The 15,195-nt window shown below is 69.5% G+C and carries 15 protein-coding genes; 10 read left to right on the top strand and 5 right to left on the bottom strand.

What is annotated here, in order from left to right:
- Positions 1-182: 182 nt before the first annotated feature.
- Both phbB and phaR read right to left on the bottom strand, forming a co-directional pair.
- On the bottom strand, positions 183-929 hold the full coding sequence (phbB, locus tag MLG_RS12565; protein WP_011630219.1) for an acetoacetyl-CoA reductase: 747 nt from the start codon (positions 927-929) through the stop codon (positions 183-185).
- 189 nt (positions 930-1,118) lie between these two features.
- Positions 1,119-1,646 (bottom strand): polyhydroxyalkanoate synthesis repressor PhaR, encoded by a 528-nt coding sequence (gene phaR, locus MLG_RS12570; RefSeq protein ID WP_041718665.1) that lies wholly within the window; start codon positions 1,644-1,646, stop codon positions 1,119-1,121.
- 199 nt (positions 1,647-1,845) lie between these two features.
- Here phaR and MLG_RS12575 point away from each other — a divergent pair, with 199 nt between their 5' ends.
- Complete coding sequence (locus MLG_RS12575) at positions 1,846-2,673, top strand: HDOD domain-containing protein (RefSeq protein WP_011630221.1); 828 nt, start codon at positions 1,846-1,848, stop codon at positions 2,671-2,673.
- A gap of 43 nt (positions 2,674-2,716) precedes the next feature.
- On the opposite strand, the gene pabB is transcribed toward MLG_RS12575, so the two are convergent.
- The gene (gene pabB, locus MLG_RS12580; RefSeq protein WP_011630222.1) at positions 2,717-4,069 is read right to left on the bottom strand and encodes an aminodeoxychorismate synthase component I; all 1,353 of its coding nucleotides are present in this window, start codon (positions 4,067-4,069) and stop codon (positions 2,717-2,719) included.
- A gap of 104 nt (positions 4,070-4,173) precedes the next feature.
- Here pabB and MLG_RS12585 point away from each other — a divergent pair, with 104 nt between their 5' ends.
- The 5 genes from MLG_RS12585 (at position 4,174) to ruvA (ending at position 8,971) form a co-directional block, all read left to right on the top strand.
- Positions 4,174-5,919: an AMP-binding protein gene (locus MLG_RS12585; protein WP_011630223.1), complete on the top strand. Its 1,746-nt coding sequence runs from the start codon at positions 4,174-4,176 to the stop codon at positions 5,917-5,919.
- 82 nt (positions 5,920-6,001) lie between these two features.
- Positions 6,002-7,042 (top strand): patatin-like phospholipase family protein, encoded by a 1,041-nt coding sequence (locus tag MLG_RS12590; RefSeq protein WP_011630224.1) that lies wholly within the window; start codon positions 6,002-6,004, stop codon positions 7,040-7,042.
- A 68-nt stretch (positions 7,043-7,110) separates the two neighbouring features.
- Positions 7,111-7,851, top strand: coding sequence for a YebC/PmpR family DNA-binding transcriptional regulator (locus tag MLG_RS12595; protein ID WP_041718068.1), 741 nt, complete (start codon positions 7,111-7,113; stop codon positions 7,849-7,851).
- Entirely contained in the window at positions 7,851-8,348 is a 498-nt protein-coding gene (ruvC, locus tag MLG_RS12600) for a crossover junction endodeoxyribonuclease RuvC (RefSeq protein WP_011630226.1), read from the top strand. The genes MLG_RS12595 and ruvC overlap by 1 nt, the downstream gene beginning before the upstream one ends.
- Positions 8,345-8,971 carry a Holliday junction branch migration protein RuvA gene (ruvA, locus tag MLG_RS12605; protein ID WP_011630227.1) on the top strand — a complete coding sequence of 209 codons (627 nt, stop codon included), beginning with the start codon at positions 8,345-8,347 and terminating at the stop codon, positions 8,969-8,971. Before ruvC ends, ruvA begins: the two co-directional genes overlap by 4 nt.
- A gap of 36 nt (positions 8,972-9,007) precedes the next feature.
- On the opposite strand, the gene MLG_RS12610 is transcribed toward ruvA, so the two are convergent.
- Positions 9,008-9,235 (bottom strand): hypothetical protein, encoded by a 228-nt coding sequence (locus MLG_RS12610; RefSeq protein ID WP_011630228.1) that lies wholly within the window; start codon positions 9,233-9,235, stop codon positions 9,008-9,010.
- A gap of 155 nt (positions 9,236-9,390) precedes the next feature.
- Positions 9,391-11,607: a primosomal protein N' gene (locus MLG_RS12615; RefSeq protein ID WP_011630229.1), complete on the bottom strand. Its 2,217-nt coding sequence runs from the start codon at positions 11,605-11,607 to the stop codon at positions 9,391-9,393.
- A gap of 31 nt (positions 11,608-11,638) precedes the next feature.
- Here MLG_RS12615 and MLG_RS12620 point away from each other — a divergent pair, with 31 nt between their 5' ends.
- The 4 genes from MLG_RS12620 (at position 11,639) to MLG_RS14945 (ending at position 15,180) form a co-directional block, all read left to right on the top strand.
- Positions 11,639-12,292 carry a DNA-J related domain-containing protein gene (locus MLG_RS12620; protein WP_232209257.1) on the top strand — a complete coding sequence of 218 codons (654 nt, stop codon included), beginning with the start codon at positions 11,639-11,641 and terminating at the stop codon, positions 12,290-12,292.
- Between the two features lie 220 nt (positions 12,293-12,512).
- On the top strand, positions 12,513-13,826 hold the full coding sequence (locus tag MLG_RS12625) for an OmpP1/FadL family transporter (protein ID WP_011630231.1): 1,314 nt from the start codon (positions 12,513-12,515) through the stop codon (positions 13,824-13,826).
- Positions 13,827-13,866: 40 nt separating this feature from the next.
- The gene (dsrE2, locus tag MLG_RS12630; RefSeq protein WP_011630232.1) at positions 13,867-14,412 is read left to right on the top strand and encodes a sulfur carrier protein DsrE2; all 546 of its coding nucleotides are present in this window, start codon (positions 13,867-13,869) and stop codon (positions 14,410-14,412) included.
- Positions 14,413-14,538: 126 nt separating this feature from the next.
- A complete protein-coding gene (locus tag MLG_RS14945) occupies positions 14,539-15,180 on the top strand; it encodes a ribbon-helix-helix domain-containing protein (protein ID WP_011630233.1) in 642 nt (213 codons plus the stop codon).
- Positions 15,181-15,195 lie beyond the last annotated feature (15 nt).

The following is a 15,195-nucleotide window of genomic DNA, read 5'->3' on the forward strand; positions in this document are numbered from 1 at the left end:
GGGCAAACAACAGCGCCACTACCCGCCGGGGAGCCGCCACCGCTCCCTATTTTTTTGCCCCTCTGATGTTGCTGTGCAACATTCTATGACGGCCGATTCACCTTGTCAACGCCTGGTCAGGTAATTTTACCGAACCGTCACTCAGAGAAGGGCGCGTCCTGGTCGGCGGCGCCCTGCCCCCCTTAGAAACTGCAGAACAGCCCACCATTGACCGGGATGTTGGCGCCGGTGATGTAGCCGGCGTCATCCGCCGCCAGGAACCGCACCACCCGGGCGATATCGGCCGGCTGGCCCATACGGCCGGCGGGCACCTGGGCCACGATGGCCTCACGGACATCGTCCGGCATGGCGGCCGTCATCGCGGTGTCGATGTAGCCCGGCGAGACGGTGTTCACAGTCACCCCCTTGCGGGCGCCCTCCTTCGCCAGGGCCATGGTGAAGCCGTGCATACCCGCCTTCGCGGCCGAGTAATTGGTCTGACCAAACTGTCCGGTCTGGCCGTTCACCGAGGCGATATTGATGATCCGCCCGAACCCGCGCTCGCGCATGCCGACCACGAACTGCCGGGTGACATTGAACACGCTGTTCAGGTTGACGTTGAGCACCGCGGCCCAGGCGTCCGCGTCCATCTTGTGGAGAAACGCATCCTTGGTGATCCCGGCCACGTTGACCAGCACGTCCACCGGGCCGTGGGACTCCTCGACCTGCCGGGCCATGCGGGCACAGCTTTCGAAGTCCGCGACATCGCACTCCACGTAGGCGGCATCGACGCCCTCGGCGTTCAGCTCCGCCTGCCATCCGGCCAGGTTCTCCTTCTCGGCGTCCAGGCAGGTGGTGATAACCCGGTAGCCGGACTGCCCCAACTGACGGCAGATCTCGGTGCCGATACCACCGTTGCCACCGGTTACAAGTGCCACGCGTTCTGCCATGACGATACCCCTCTTCCAATCAAAAATGGCGACGGAGCAGATGCCGCTCACGCCCGAAAGCGGTGTGACCAGCAAGGCCGAAGGCCCCGTGTTGCGGTGCACAATCGCTGATTGGAGCTGATAGTAGGGTCAGTTCACCCCGGTGTCAACGGGTGACGCGTCGTTCAGGTCGGTTTTGTGATCTGTGCCTCAGCGCTTGGTGCGGGTGCCGCCCTTGCCCTTTCCGGTGGACTTCCCGCCGCGTTCCCCGTCGGCGCCCGAGCCCTGCTCATCATCCTCGGCACCCTGGGGCTCGAGGCCGCTCATGGCCTGCCACATGGAGAGGTTACGCTCGGCGAATTGGGTGAGGACGTTGATGGGGCTGTGGTCCATGAAGGTGCGGGTCCGCTCCTGCAGCATCCGTTGCTGGTCGAACCAGAGCTCCAGGCTTTTCTCCAGGTAGGTGGTCAACACGTTCTGCATGTTGCCGCCGTAGGCCCGGATCAGCTGGGCGAGCAATTCACTGCTGAAGATGGGCTCACCACCCTCCTCCTCCTCGGCGATGATCTGCAGCAGGATACTACGGGTAATATCCTGCCGCGTTTTCGCATCAATCACCTGGAAATCCACCGCATCCAACACCAACCCCTTGACGTCCGCCAGGGTGATGTAGCTGCTGATGGCGGTATCGTAGAGGCGGCGGTTGGGATACTTTTTGATGACGCGGATTTCACTCATGACCATTACGCTCCGGGCAGGACGCTTCAGGTGTGTACTGGGGTATAATGGTGACCGGGCAGGGCCGGGGTGACACCCCCTGGCTTGCGGCGCCGCACCATTCGCTAAAACCACAGTATGGTGCGGGGCCAAGCCTGTCAAGCCAGTGCGCCAAAGTGCAGCATTGACCCCCATTCGTAAGCGGCAACGCGAGGTCGGCATGAGCACCTCCGCCCTGGAAAGCCTACAGGACCACGACACCCTGCCGCCGCTACCCTACGTAGCCCACGAGATCCTGCTGGCCGCCAACCGGGAAGAGCCCGACATCGCCGAGGTCTCGGACAAGCTGGCCCGCGAGCCGGGGCTGTCCGCGCGGGTGGTGGCCATGGCCAACTCGGCCTTCTTCGCCGGTCAACAACCGCTCTACTCCATCCAGCATGCCATCATGCGCCTGGGGCTGGTCCGGGTCCGGGTGCTGGCCGCCTCGGTGCTGCTGAATAAGCTCTTCGACCCGGGCCGCTGCCCGGCCTTCAGCGCGCCGCGCTACTGGCATGACGCCATCGCCACCAGCTACACGGCCACCCGGCTGGCCCCCCACCTGGCCCCTTCGGACACCGCCGACGCCGCCTACATCTCCGGCCTGCTCCACAATATCGGCCTGTTGCTGCTGGTGCATTTCTTCCCCGGCCCGATGAACGAGGTGCTCGGCGAGTACGGGAGGCGCCCGGAACAATCCCTGGTGGCGCTGACCCGGTCGGCGCTGGGCTGCGACCACGGCGAGGCGGGCCGGCTACTGCTCAAGGCCTGGGAGCTGCCGGAACCGGTGGTGGCCGTGGCCTCGCATTTCCACTCGCCCCATTATCGTGGCGAACACGCCGAGCTGGTGCACCTGGTCCGACATGCCGCGGAATGGCACGAGGCGGGCTTCGAACTGCCGGAGGCGCACCCCCTCAACCGGGCGTTGCCCGCCGCGGTACGGGCTACGGAGGCGCGCCACTGCCAGCGTGAGACCGAGCGGTTGGCCGCCTTCGCCAGGCTGCTCGCCTGAACCGCCCGGGCACAAGCCACCGCCGCCGCCCGGGATTTCGGCCCTACCGCCGGCCATCATCCGCCAGCAGCAGAAAGGGCCGGGCCTTGTCGACCGTTTCACACAGTTCTGCCTGCTCCTCGGAGTCGGCCACCACGCCACCACCGGCCCAGTAGCGGATCTCGCCATCGCGGCACACGGCGGTCCGGATGGCGATGTTGGTGTCCATGTCGCCATTCCAACCGATGTAACCGATCGCCCCACAGTAGACACCGCGGGGCCCGGGCTCCAGCTCGTCGATAATCTCCATGGCGCGCCGTTTCGGGGCCCCGGTGATGGAGCCGCCCGGTAGGCAGGCGCGCAACAGGTCGGTGGCGGTGCGTCCCGGCGCCAGCCGGCCGCTGACGTGGCTGACCAGGTGGTGCACCGCCGGGTAACTCTCCAGCCGGCAGAGGACCGGTACCCGCACCGAGCCGGTCTCGCACACCTGGCCGATGTCATTGCGCAGCAGATCGACGATCATGACGTTCTCCGCCCGATCCTTCGGGCTCTGCTGCAGGGCCTCGGCCAGGCGGCGATCCTGCTGCGGGTCCCCGCCACGGGGGCGCGTCCCCTTGATGGGGCGGGTATCCACCTCGCCCCCCTGCAGGCGTAGAAACCGCTCTGGTGACAGACACAGGACCTGCTCGTCGGGGAAGCACTGCCAGGCCCCGAACGGCCCCTGCGCCCGGCGACGCATGCGCAACCAGGCCCCCAGCGGATCGCCCCGGTAGGCGGCGTGAAACCGGCGGGCGAGATTGACTTGGTAGCAATCACCGGCGTGCAGATAATCGCGCACCCGGTGAAAGGCCCGCCCGTAGTGTTCGGCATCCGGCGCCCGCCGCAACGGCCCGCGCAGGGCAAAGGCCGGGGCGGCGCCGTCCCGGGCGGCGAACACCTGGTGCCGCAACCAGAGCAGGGAGGCCTCGTCGATTTCGCCCAGCACAGCGGTCAACCGCTGGTGGTGGTCGGTCACCAGTGCCCAGTCGTACAGCCCCACCCGCATCTCCGGACCGGCCCCGGACCGCACCGGCAGGCCGTGCAGCCGCCGGCCCAGGTCGTAACTGAAGTAGCCCACCGCCCCGCCCGAGAAGGGCCAGTGCGCGCTGGGGCTGCCACCACCGGCCTCACCCAGGCAGCGCTGCAACACCGCCAGCGGATCCTCGTCGGTTTGTTGCACCGGGCCCCGACCGGCCACCCGGGTCCGGCCACCGGCCGATTCCAGGGTGATCCGCGGGCGCATCACCAGGATGTCGAACCGTCCGGCGCCACTGCCCGGCCAGCCGCTGTCCAGCCACTGACACCAGGGCTGGCGCCCGATCCGCCGTAGCAGCCGGGTGCCATCCGCCAGATATGGCATGGGGTAATACGCGGGCATCTGTGAATCCTGCTATGCTCAGAATCAACTATGGGCCCGAGTTGATCGGGCGGTTTGCTGCACTTTGGCAGGCCGTTTACCGCACCCCGACGAGAAGACCAGTCATGGCGACCAGTCAGCACTCAGCGCAGGCGTTCTACGACGGTCTCCCCTGGCAACACCACTATGGCGAGGGGGTGTCCACCGAGTTCCAACCCCTGCCCGAGAGCAGCCTGGCGGAGATGCTGCGCCAGGCCGCCCATCACCATCCCGAACGGACCGCCTTCACCACCTGTCTGGACAACGGTCTGAACGCCAGCCTCGACTACGCCACCACGGACCGGCTCTCGGACCATTTCATGGCCTGGCTGCTGCGGGAGGCGGGGCTGGGCCCCGGCGAGCCGGTGGCCATCCAGATGCCCAACTGCCTAGCCTATCCGGTCACCGCCTTCGGCGCCCTCAAGGCCGGCACCCCTCTGGTCAATATGAACCCGTTGTACACGGCGCCGGAGATGCACCATCAGCTCGCCGACAGTGGCGCGCGGGTGCTGGTCATTGTGGACCTGTTCGCCGATAAACTGGAGCAGGCGCTCAACGATACCGCGGTGGAGCACGTGGTGCTGACCTCGGTGGCCGATTTCTTCCCGAAACCGCTACGCTGGCTGATCCAGGGGGTGCTGCGCTGGCGCGGTGAGCGGCCGCCGCCGCCCGCCGGGGTACACCACCTCGGCCGCACCCTGGAAGAGGGCGCGGCGCATCTGGGCCAGTTTACCCCACCGAGCCCGGCGGCGGATGACCTGGCCCTGCTGCAGTACACCGGCGGCACCACCGGCCGGGCCAAGGGCGCGATGCTGCGCCACCGCCACCTTCTGGCCAATGTCGCCCAGATTGAGGCGGTGGCCGGGCCGGCACTGCGCGGGCACCAGGACACCGTGCTCACCGCCCTGCCCCTTTACCACATTTTCGCCTTCACCTTTAACCTGCTGGTCTTTCACCGGCAGGGGTCGCACAACGTGCTCTGCCCGTCGCCGCGCCCGGTGGACCGCCTGCGCAAGGCCTTCGCCCGCTACCCGGTCACCAAGTTCTCCGGCGTTAATCTGCTGTTGCACGGCCTCTGTCAGGCCGAGTGGTTCCGCAGCCAACCGCCACCGCAACTGGACCTAACGGTGGCCGGTGGCACCGCCCTCAACCCCCGCGTGGCGGAACGCTGGTCGGAGGTCACCCGCAGTCGGGTGCTGGAGGGCTACGGGCTGACCGAGACCGCACCGGTGGTGGCGGTGAACCCGCCCCAGGGCGAGGCGCGGTTGGGCACCGTGGGCCTGCCGGTGCCAGGCACTGAGGTGCGTATCGTCGACGACAACGACCGGCCGGTTCCGGCCGGGGAACGGGGCGAGGTGGTGGTCCGCGGCCCACAGGTCTTCGACGGGTACTGGAAGCAACCGCAGGAGTCCGAACACGCCCTGCGGGGCGGCTGGTTCCACACCGGCGATGTGGGCGTGATGGATGAACAGGGCTACCTGCGCATCGTCGACCGCAAAAAGGACATGATTGACGTCGGCGGCTTCAACGTCTTCCCGCAGGAGGTGGAAGAGGCGCTGCTGGAACACCCTGCCATCATCATGGCGGCGGTGGTGGGGGTCCCCGCCGGGGGCGACGCCGGTGACGAACAGGTGGTGGCCTACGTGGTCTGCGATGAGCGCGAGTCGGCCCCGGACGAGGACGCCCTGCGCCAGTTCCTGAACCGGCACCTGACCCGCTACAAGATCCCCCGCCGTATCCTGTTCCGCGACAGCCTGCCGGTCACCACGGTGGGCAAGGTCCTGCGCCGGGAGTTGCGCGAACAGGCCCGCGAGGAGGTGGGCCCGGCTTGATCCCGGGGGGTACACTGGCCCCACTGCCGCCCCCGGCAGGACCGGCCTGCGCCACCCCCGATCCGGCCAAGGAGTGCCCCGTATGACAGAAGCCCCACTGTCCCACCCGTTGGCCCTAGCGCTTCAGGGCGGCGGCGCCCACGGCGCCTTCACCTGGGGTGTGCTCGACCACCTGCTCGCGGCCGGACTCAGGCCCGCGGGCCTGAGTGGCACCAGCGCCGGCGCCCTCAACGCCGCGGCCCTGGCCTCCGGCTGGGCGCGCGCCGGCCAGGAGGGTGCGCGCGCCACCCTCACCACGCTCTGGGAGGGGGTCAGCGCCCTGGGTGGACCGCTGCAGCCGTCGCCGGCCAGTTACCTGGTGCACGGCTGGAACCAGGACTGGTCGGTGCGCTACCAGGCCTTCAAGGCGACCACCCAGGTGGCCTCGCCCTATCAGTTCAACCCGGCCGGCTTTAATCCGCTCCGCGAGCTGCTGCAGGACTGCCTGGACTGGTCTGCGCTGACGGGGCCCGACGCCCCGCCGCTGTTTGTCAGCGCCACCGAAGTGGAGACCGGCCGCCTGCGCATCTTCGACAACCACTCCCTGGACGTCACCGCCCTGCTCGCCTCCACCTGCCTGCCCACCCTGTTCCAGGCGGTGGAGCGCAACGGACGCCACTACTGGGACGGCGGCTTCGCCGCCAACCCGGCGCTGCACCCGCTGCTCACCCACGCCAGCGCCGATGATCTGCTGCTGTTGCAGCTCATGCCCCAGCGGACGGCCGACGGGCCGCCGCGCGAGCCGGGAGAGATCCTGCGCCGGTCCCGGGAGCTGAGCTTCAGCACCCACCTCTACCGGGAGTTGCAGTGGCTGGCGCTGCAGCAGGCCGATTGCGGCCCCGGGTCGCGCTGGTCGCTCTCGCCCCTGCGCCGGCGGATCGCCCGGCTGCGCTTCCACCACCTGACCGGCGACCGTGACTTGGCCGGGTTGGGCACGGCCAGCCAGTTGAACGCCGACTGGCCCTTCCTATGCCACCTGCGCGATGCCGGCCGCAAGGCGGCCGATGACTGGCTCGCCACTCATGGCGGGCAGGTGGGCCGGACCAGTAGCCGCCCACTGAGCGATTTTCTGCCCACCGACTAGCCGCCGCCCGCAGCGCCGGGGATGGTAGAATCCCGGCCAACGACGGCAACACGACGATGGACGGGGCTATGGCAGGACACAGCAAGTGGTCCAACATCCAGCACCGCAAGAAGGCGCAGGACGCCAAGCGGGGCAAGATCTTCACCAAGCACATCAAGGAGATCACCGTGGCGGCCCGCATGGGCGGCCCGGACCCGGACAGCAACCCGCGGCTGCGCCTGGCCATCGACCGGGCCTTCGCCCAGAATATGCCCAAGGACAACGTGGAGCGCGCGATCAAGCGCGGCGCGGGCCTGGATGAGAGCGTCGAGTACGAAGAGTTGCGCTATGAGGGGTATGGCCCCTCCGGCGCCGCCCTGATGGTCGACTGCATGACCGACAACCGCAACCGGACCGTCTCCGACGTGCGGCACGCCTTCACCAAGTGCGGCGGCAACCTGGGCACCGACGGCTCGGTGAGCTATCTGTTCCAGCACCGCGGTGTCCTCCTCTACCCGCCCGGGACCGACGAGGACCGGCTCATGGAGGCGGCCCTGGAGGCCGGGGCCGAGGACATCGTGCACAACGATGACGACTCCCTGGAGGTCCTGACCACTCCCGAGGACTACCGGCCGGTGCGCGACGCCCTGGTGGCCGCGGGGCTGGAGCCCGCCGAGTCCGACGTGACCATGCGCCCGGACATCATGGTCACGGTGGAGGGCGAGGACGCCCGGCGCACGGCCCGGCTCATCGACATGCTGGAGGATCTGGACGACGTGCAGCGGGTCTACACCAACGCCGACATCGCCGAAGAGGCCTACGCCGACTGATGCCCCGCATCCTCGGCATCGACCCCGGCTCCCGCATCACCGGCTACGGCGTGGTGGAGGGCAGCGGCAGTGCCCCGCGCCACGTGGCCAGCGGCTGCGTGCGCCTGCCCACCGGCCCCTTCCCGGACCGGCTGCGGGTGCTCTACCGCGCCCTGAGCGAGCTGCTGGCACAACACCGGCCGGAGGCGGCGGTGGTCGAGCAGGTCTTCGTCAGCCGAAACCCGGATTCCGCCCTCAAGTTAGGGCAGGCGCGGGGCGCCGCCATCTGCGCCTGCGTCAACGCCGGGCTGCCGGTGGCCGAGTACACCCCGGGCGAGATCAAGCAGGCCCTGGTGGGCCACGGTCGTGCGGGCAAGGCCCAGGTGGGTTACATGGTCCGCATGCTGCTGCGCCTGGACGCCACCCCTGCGGAGGACGCCGGGGACGCCCTGGCCGCGGCCCTGTGCCACCTGCACCAAGCGGACATGCAGGCCCGCCTGCGGAGGGCCGGGGCGTGATCGGGCGGTTGCACGGCACCGTCGCGGAACGCCATCCACCGGCGCTGCTACTGGATGTGGGGGGCGTGGGCTATGAGCTGGAGGCGCCCATGTCCACCTTCTACGCCCTGCCCGCCGGCGACCAGGCGGTCACTCTGTGGACCCACCTGGCCGTTCGCGACGACGGCCAGGCCCTGTACGGGTTCGCCAGCCGCGCCGAACGCGACCTCTTCCGGGTGCTGATCCGGATCAGCGGCGTCGGGCCCAAGCTGGCCCTGGCCCTGCTCTCCGGCATGAATGCCGAGGGCCTGCAACGCTGCATCGAGCGCGAGGACGTGGCCACCCTCACCCGCCTCCCCGGGGTGGGTCGCAAGACCGCTCAGCGGCTGATCGTGGAACTGCGCGACCGGCTGGACGGGCTGCTGCCGGCCGCATCGGGCGGCGTGCCCGCCCGGACCGGGTCCGGCGAACAGCTAGACGCGCCAGCCGGCCCCCAGGGGTCCCGGGAGGATGCGGTCAGCGCCCTGGTGGCCCTGGGTTATAAGCCCGCCGAGGCCGGCCGGCTGGTCAACGCCGTGCCCGGCGCCAACGACCTGCCCAGTGAGGAACTCATCCGCCGCGCGCTGCAGGCGGCGGTACGCTGACCCACCAGCGTCGGTACCGGGCGCCTGCGACCGGGCTCAAGGGGTTTCATCCAGGATCGTGAACGCCGCCAGCACCGTCCCCAGCAAAATCGCCGGGATGGCGGTAACCGGCGCCAGGATCATCAGCAGACCGGCCCCGATCCACAGGTCCCGGACCCGGCGCTGCTTGCGCCGGTAGTGGCGGGTGGTCCGGCGCCAACTGGGGTGGCGGGCCCGGTCCTCTTCGGAAAGCCCCGGCGGCGGGCGAACGATGCGGTACCACATGACGGGCTCCTCGCGGCCGGTGGGGCACCCGCTACGGCCGGACAACGGGCCATGGCCCGCCTGCCCGCCCACCGGGTGCCACGCTGCCCAATGGTCCCCCCAGGATAGGCCATGGCGGGCCGCCCCGCTGCCGGCACCGGCGGCGCTACCCGTTTTCAGAACATGTCCTGGGGGTCCACGTCCAGTGACCAGCGCGCCTGCCGGGCGGCGGGCAGTTCGCTCAACCCGGGGACCCAGCGCTCCAGCAGCCGATGCAGGGCCGCACGGCGCCCGGCTTGCAGCAGCAGTTGGGCCCGGTAGCGGCCAGCCCGCCGCTCCATGGGGGCGGGAACCGGACCCAGCACCATCACCCCACCCGCCTCCGACCCGGTCAGCGCGCGCGCCCGCTCAGCGGCGGCCTGCAGGAAGCCGCGCGCCTGTCCCGCCTGCACTGCCTCGGCCCGTAACAGCGCCATGGCGGCGAAGGGCGGCAGCCCCGCGGCGCGCCGCTCCTCCAAGTGGGCGCGGGCGAAGGCGTCATAGCCCTGCCCCAGCAGGGTGTGCAGCAGCGGGTGCTCCGGGTGGTGGGTCTGGATCAGCACCTCACCGGGGCGCTCGGCCCGCCCGGCACGCCCGGCCACCTGGATAAGCAACTGGGCCATGCGCTCCAGGGCACGGAAGTCCGCGCCGTACAGACCATGGTCCGCGTCCAGCACCCCCACCAGGGTCACATCGGGGAAGTGGTGGCCCTTGGCCAGCATCTGGGTGCCAAGCAGGATGCGGGGGCCGGGCCGGCCGGCCTCCGCCAGCAGGGCATCCAGGGCGCCCCGCCGGCGGGTGCTGTCCCGATCGATGCGCAGCACCGGCACCTGCGGATAGAGCTCTGCCAGGGCCCGCTCCACCCGCTCGGTGCCCTGACCCACCGCCCGCAGGTCGACGCTGCCGCAGTCGGGACAGGCCCGCGGCACCGGTCGCTCGTCGCCACAATGATGACAGCGCAATCGGCCGGCCCGGCGGTGCCAGGTGTAACGGGCGTCACAGCGGCGGCACTCGGCCACCCAACCACACTCATGACAGAGCAGCGTGGGGGCGAAGCCCCGGCGGTTGAGAAAGAGCAGCACCTGGCCGTCGGCGGCCAGATGAGTGGCCATGGCCTCCTGCAGCGCCGGGGACAGGCCCTCGCGCAACGGCCGACCGCGCACGTCCAATACCCGGAAGGAGGGCATCGCCGCACCGCCGGCGCGGTGCCTGAGGTGCAGGTGGGCGTAGCGCCCGGACAGGGCGTTCTGAAGGCTCTCCAGGGAGGGGGTGGCGGTGCCCAGCAGCACCGGCACCCCCAGCCGCCGGGCCCGCATCACCGCCAGGTCGCGGGCGGAGTAGCGAAAGCCGTCCTGCTGCTTGAACGAGGTGTCGTGCTCCTCGTCCACCAGGATCAGCCCCGGCTCGGGCAGCGGGGCGAAGACCGCCGACCGGGTGCCGATCACCACCCGGGCGCGCCCCTCGCGGGCCGCCAGCCAGGCGTCCAGGCGCTCGCGGTCGTTCAGCCCGGAGTGAAACACCGCCATGGGCACCGCCAGACGGCGGCGGAAGCGGTGCAGCAACTGCGGGGTCAGGCCGATCTCCGGCACCAGCAGCAGCACCTGCCGGCCGGCGGCCAGGGCCTGTTCGGTGGCCCGCAGGTAGACCTCGGTCTTGCCGCTGCCGGTCACCCCCTCCAGCAGGATAGGCTGAAAACCATCCCCCGCCGCCTGCAGCCGGTCCAGCACCGCCTGCTGCTCCGGCAGCGGCTCGGGGCGCGGCTCGCAGCCCTCCCCCTCCAGCAGTTCCGGGTTGGCCCGCTGTTCGCTCACCGCCAGGCCGCGATCGGCCAGGGCCCGGGCCGCCCGCCGCGCCTGGCCCGGGATCTCCGCCAGTTCGGCGGCATCCAACCCCCGCTCGCCCGCGGCCTGCAACCGGGCCAGCAGTTGTGCCTGGCGCACGGCGCGCTTCAGTTCCGAGGGGTCGGTCTCACGCCCCTGCGCGGTGATGAACCAATGCTCCCGGGCGCGCCATTCGGCCGGTTCGCCCTGGCGCAGCAGGGTGGGCAGGGCGGCATCCAGCACCTCACCCAGGGGGTGGTGGTAGTAGCCGGCGGCCCACTCCAGCAGCGAAAGCAGCGGTTCGTCCAGCAGCGGGGCCGGGTCCAGCCAAGCCTGGGCCCGGCGCAGCTTGTGACGAGGCACCCCGGTGTGGTCCCCGGTGCCCACCACCACCCCCACCCGCCGGCCGCGCCCGAAGGGTACCCGCACCCGGCAGCCACGACCGGCGCCGGCCGGTGCCGGGCCGGGCGGTGGCAGGTAGTCATAACAGGTGTAGAGCGGCACGGGCAGCGCCACGCGCAGGATGCGAGCCATCGGTCCTCCATGAGTGCGGCCAGCGGCGGGATTGGGCTGGGCCGCCGGCGCCCCCTATCCTATACTGCCGGCCATGCATGTGCCGCCGGAACAGGACCTGGAACCGCTGCTGCCGCAGATCCTCACCGTGTTGCGGGCAAACCCGGACGGGCTTAGCGAATTCGAGCTGGTCCGCGCCCTGGACGAGGCGGCCGTGGGCCCCTTCCGGCGCGAGGCCCTGCGCGATACGGCCGAACTCTTCCGCAGCCACTTCCTGCTCTTCCACTGCCTCTACCGCCTGCGCCAGCGACTGCGCGAGCGGGGCGAGGACCTGCTCATCCACTGCACCCGCATTGCGCTGGCCCCGGGGCCGTCGCCGGCGGCGTCCACCAACGCGCCCGCCACCCCGTTGAGCGTCGCCGACCCGCTGGCGGCCTACTACTTGGACCTGAAGCACCTGGCCGCCGCCGACCTGGCCAGCGTGGAGGCCATGCTCGCCGACGGCTGGCGCCGGATCCGCCGGGGCGGCCATCGCGAGCAGGCATTGGCTGAACTGGAACTCCGTGAACCGGTGAGCGACAAGCAGATCCGGCGCCAGTACCGGCGCCTGGTCATGCGCCACCATCCTGACCGCGGTGGCGACACGACCCGCATGCAGCAGGTGGTCAGGGCCATGGAGACCCTGGGCCTGGCCCGCAATCGCTGACACCCCCCGGGCGGCCCCGACCGCCAACCCATGTATTCAATATTTATTATTTTACCGGTGGGCACTATGTACCACCGCCCCCTCCCTGCGTCCCGATAGCCTTTCAACCGTGCGCCGTTGCCCCCCACACCAGGGCGAGAGCGCATCAAAGGATGGAGGAGCACCGGGCCGCTGACACGCCCCGCGATGCTCCGCTACAGCGGTACAAGGGGAGTCCATAATGAAACGTCTTACCGCAACCACTGTTCGCGGCCTGATCACCGGCGCGGGTCTTGGGGGCCTGCTGATCCCGGGGCTGGCCCTCGCCACCAACGGCTACCAGCTCACCGGCCTGGGCAGCCACGAAAAGTCGCTCGGCGGGGCGGTCACCGCCGCACCGCGCAGCGCGATGACGGCCATCAGCAACCCGGCCGGTATCGGCCGCATCGGGTCCCGCGTCGACTTCTCCATGGAGGTCTTCAGCCCCGAGCGGAGCACCGACTTCCGGGCCCTCGGGGGCGAGAAGGTCACCAGCGACACCGACACCTATATCATTCCGAGCCTGGGCTGGGCGGCCCCCATCACCGAAGACCGCCGCCTGTGGTTCGGCGGGGGCTTCTTCGGCACCTCCGGGCTCGGTGTCGATTACGCGGTGACAGACGTCATGCCCAACGGGCAGCTCATGAACGGCCACACCCAGTGGGACGGCTACAGCTCGATCTTCTTCGCCCAGATGACGCCGGTGCTTTCACTGCGGGTGAACGACCGCCTCACCGTTGGCGCCGGCCCGGTGCTCGCGCGCCAGCAGGTGGCCCTGAAACAGCGCTTCCACGACATGCCGGTCGGGCCGGGCATGGTGATGGACACCAACTTTGACCTCAGCAAGGCCAGCAGCGCCCTTGGTGCTGGTGTCAGCCTGGGCCTGATCTACGACCTTGGCACCCGGTGGCGGCTGGGCGCCACCTACCAGAGCAAGATCCACTTCGAAGACCTGCGCTACAACCTGGCCGCCGGCGACATTCATGGCCAGGACAGCAACGGCGAGTTCGTCGACGGCGAGGCGGGCACCTGGCGGCTGGGCCTCGACTACCCGCAACAGGCCAGCGTGGGCCTGGCCTGGGCGGCAAACAACACCCTCACCCTCTCCGCCGACGTGAAGTGGCTCAACTGGTCCGACACCATGGATGAGTTGACCGTAAAGGGCCCCAATGGCAGCCGCTTCGCCCTGGACCCCGGCTGGGACGACCAGTGGGTCTTCGCCGCCGGCGCGGAGTGGGTGGTGAACCCCGAGCGGCTCACCCTTCGCGCCGGCGTCAACTACGCCGAATCCCCCCTCGATGACGAGGACGTGGCCACCAACCTCCTGCTACCGGCGGTGGTGGAACGCCATGTCGCCCTCGGCGGCACAGTGCGGATGGTCAACGGCTGGGACCTGGGCTTCCACCTCAAGCACGCCCTGAAGAACAAGCAGACCCAGGACGGCGGCCCCTTTGACGGCGTCTCGGTGGAGATGGACCAGTGGTCCGCCGGACTCAATATCGGCTACGCCTTTTGACCCCTAGCGACAGCAGCCAAGCCAGACAGGAGAGAGCACCATGAGCACGACCCGCGAGCAAACCACGGTGGTGGAACACCCCACGCAGGAACAGCCGGAACCGCAGCCCAAGCGCATGTCCATCATTGTCACCAAGGGCACACTGGACTGGGCCTATCCCCCCTTCATCCTGGCCACCACCGCGGCGGCCATGGACGTCAAGGTCGACCTGTTCTTCACCTTCTACGGCCTGCAACTGCTCAAGAAGGACCTCAGCCACCTGCGCATCTCTACCCTGGGCAATCCGGCCATGGAGATGCCGATGATGGGCATGCACATGGCCATGCCCAATCTGGTCTCGGCACTGCCCGGGGTGGACCGAATGGCCTCGGGGATGATGCGCCGGCTGATCAAAAAGAAGGGCGTCGCCTCGGTGGAGGACCTGCGCCAGACTGCCCTGGACTGCGATGTCGGCATGGTCGGCTGCCAGATGACCCTGGACCTGTTCGAGTTCCGGCGCGAGGACCTGATCGACGGGGTGGAACTGGCCGGCGCCGCCACCTACATGGAGACGGCGCTGAACTCCGACATCAATCTCTACGTCTGAGCGCTATTCCCTTTGGGATAGTGTGACCGCCCATGGGCCGCCGTATACTCGAAATCGATCCCTGTTGCAGCAAGGGGTGCCGCCGCCGCAGGCGGCACCCGCATCATCGATGGAGAGGGCGTCTGCATGGCCGTGGTCAGCGATCGACTGATGGAGGAACCCCGGGCCCGGGCGGGCGAGGCCGACAGCGGCCTGCGCCGTGGCCCCAGCCCGCTGGAGCGCCTGTTCAGCCTGTGTGCCCCGGAGGACCGCAAGGGGTACGAACCCGGACGACGCTCACTGCGCATCGACGGCCACTGCACCACCATCCGCCTGGAGCAGGCCTTCTGGTCCGTATTGGAGGAGATCTCCGCCGAGGAGGGCATGACCATCCCGGAGATCATCGCCCAGGTGCAATACCACTGTCAGAGCGTCAACGACAAGAATATGGCCAGCTGCCTGCGGGTGCTTTGCCTCAAGTACATCAACACCTGCGCCTGGGCCACACCGGGCGAGGGCACTCCCGGGACGCCAGCCCTGCCCCAGCCCGGCCCGCGCATGGAGTTGGACACCCGGGGCCTGAGCTGTCCGCAACCGATCCTGCGCACCAAGAAGGCCCTGCGCGGCCTGGAGCCGGGCGAGGAACTCCGGGTGATCACCAGCGACCGCGGCTCGGCCATGGACTTTGACGTGTTCTGCCAGGCCATGGGCCACCGTCTGGTCTGGGAGCGGGAGACCGAAGAGGCCTACGTCTTCCTGCTGCAGAAGGGCACCGGCGGCGCGGTCTGAGGGCCGCCGGTGCGC

It is taken from the genome of Alkalilimnicola ehrlichii MLHE-1 (assembly GCF_000014785.1).
GTDB lineage: Bacteria > Pseudomonadota > Gammaproteobacteria > Nitrococcales > Halorhodospiraceae > Alkalilimnicola > Alkalilimnicola ehrlichii.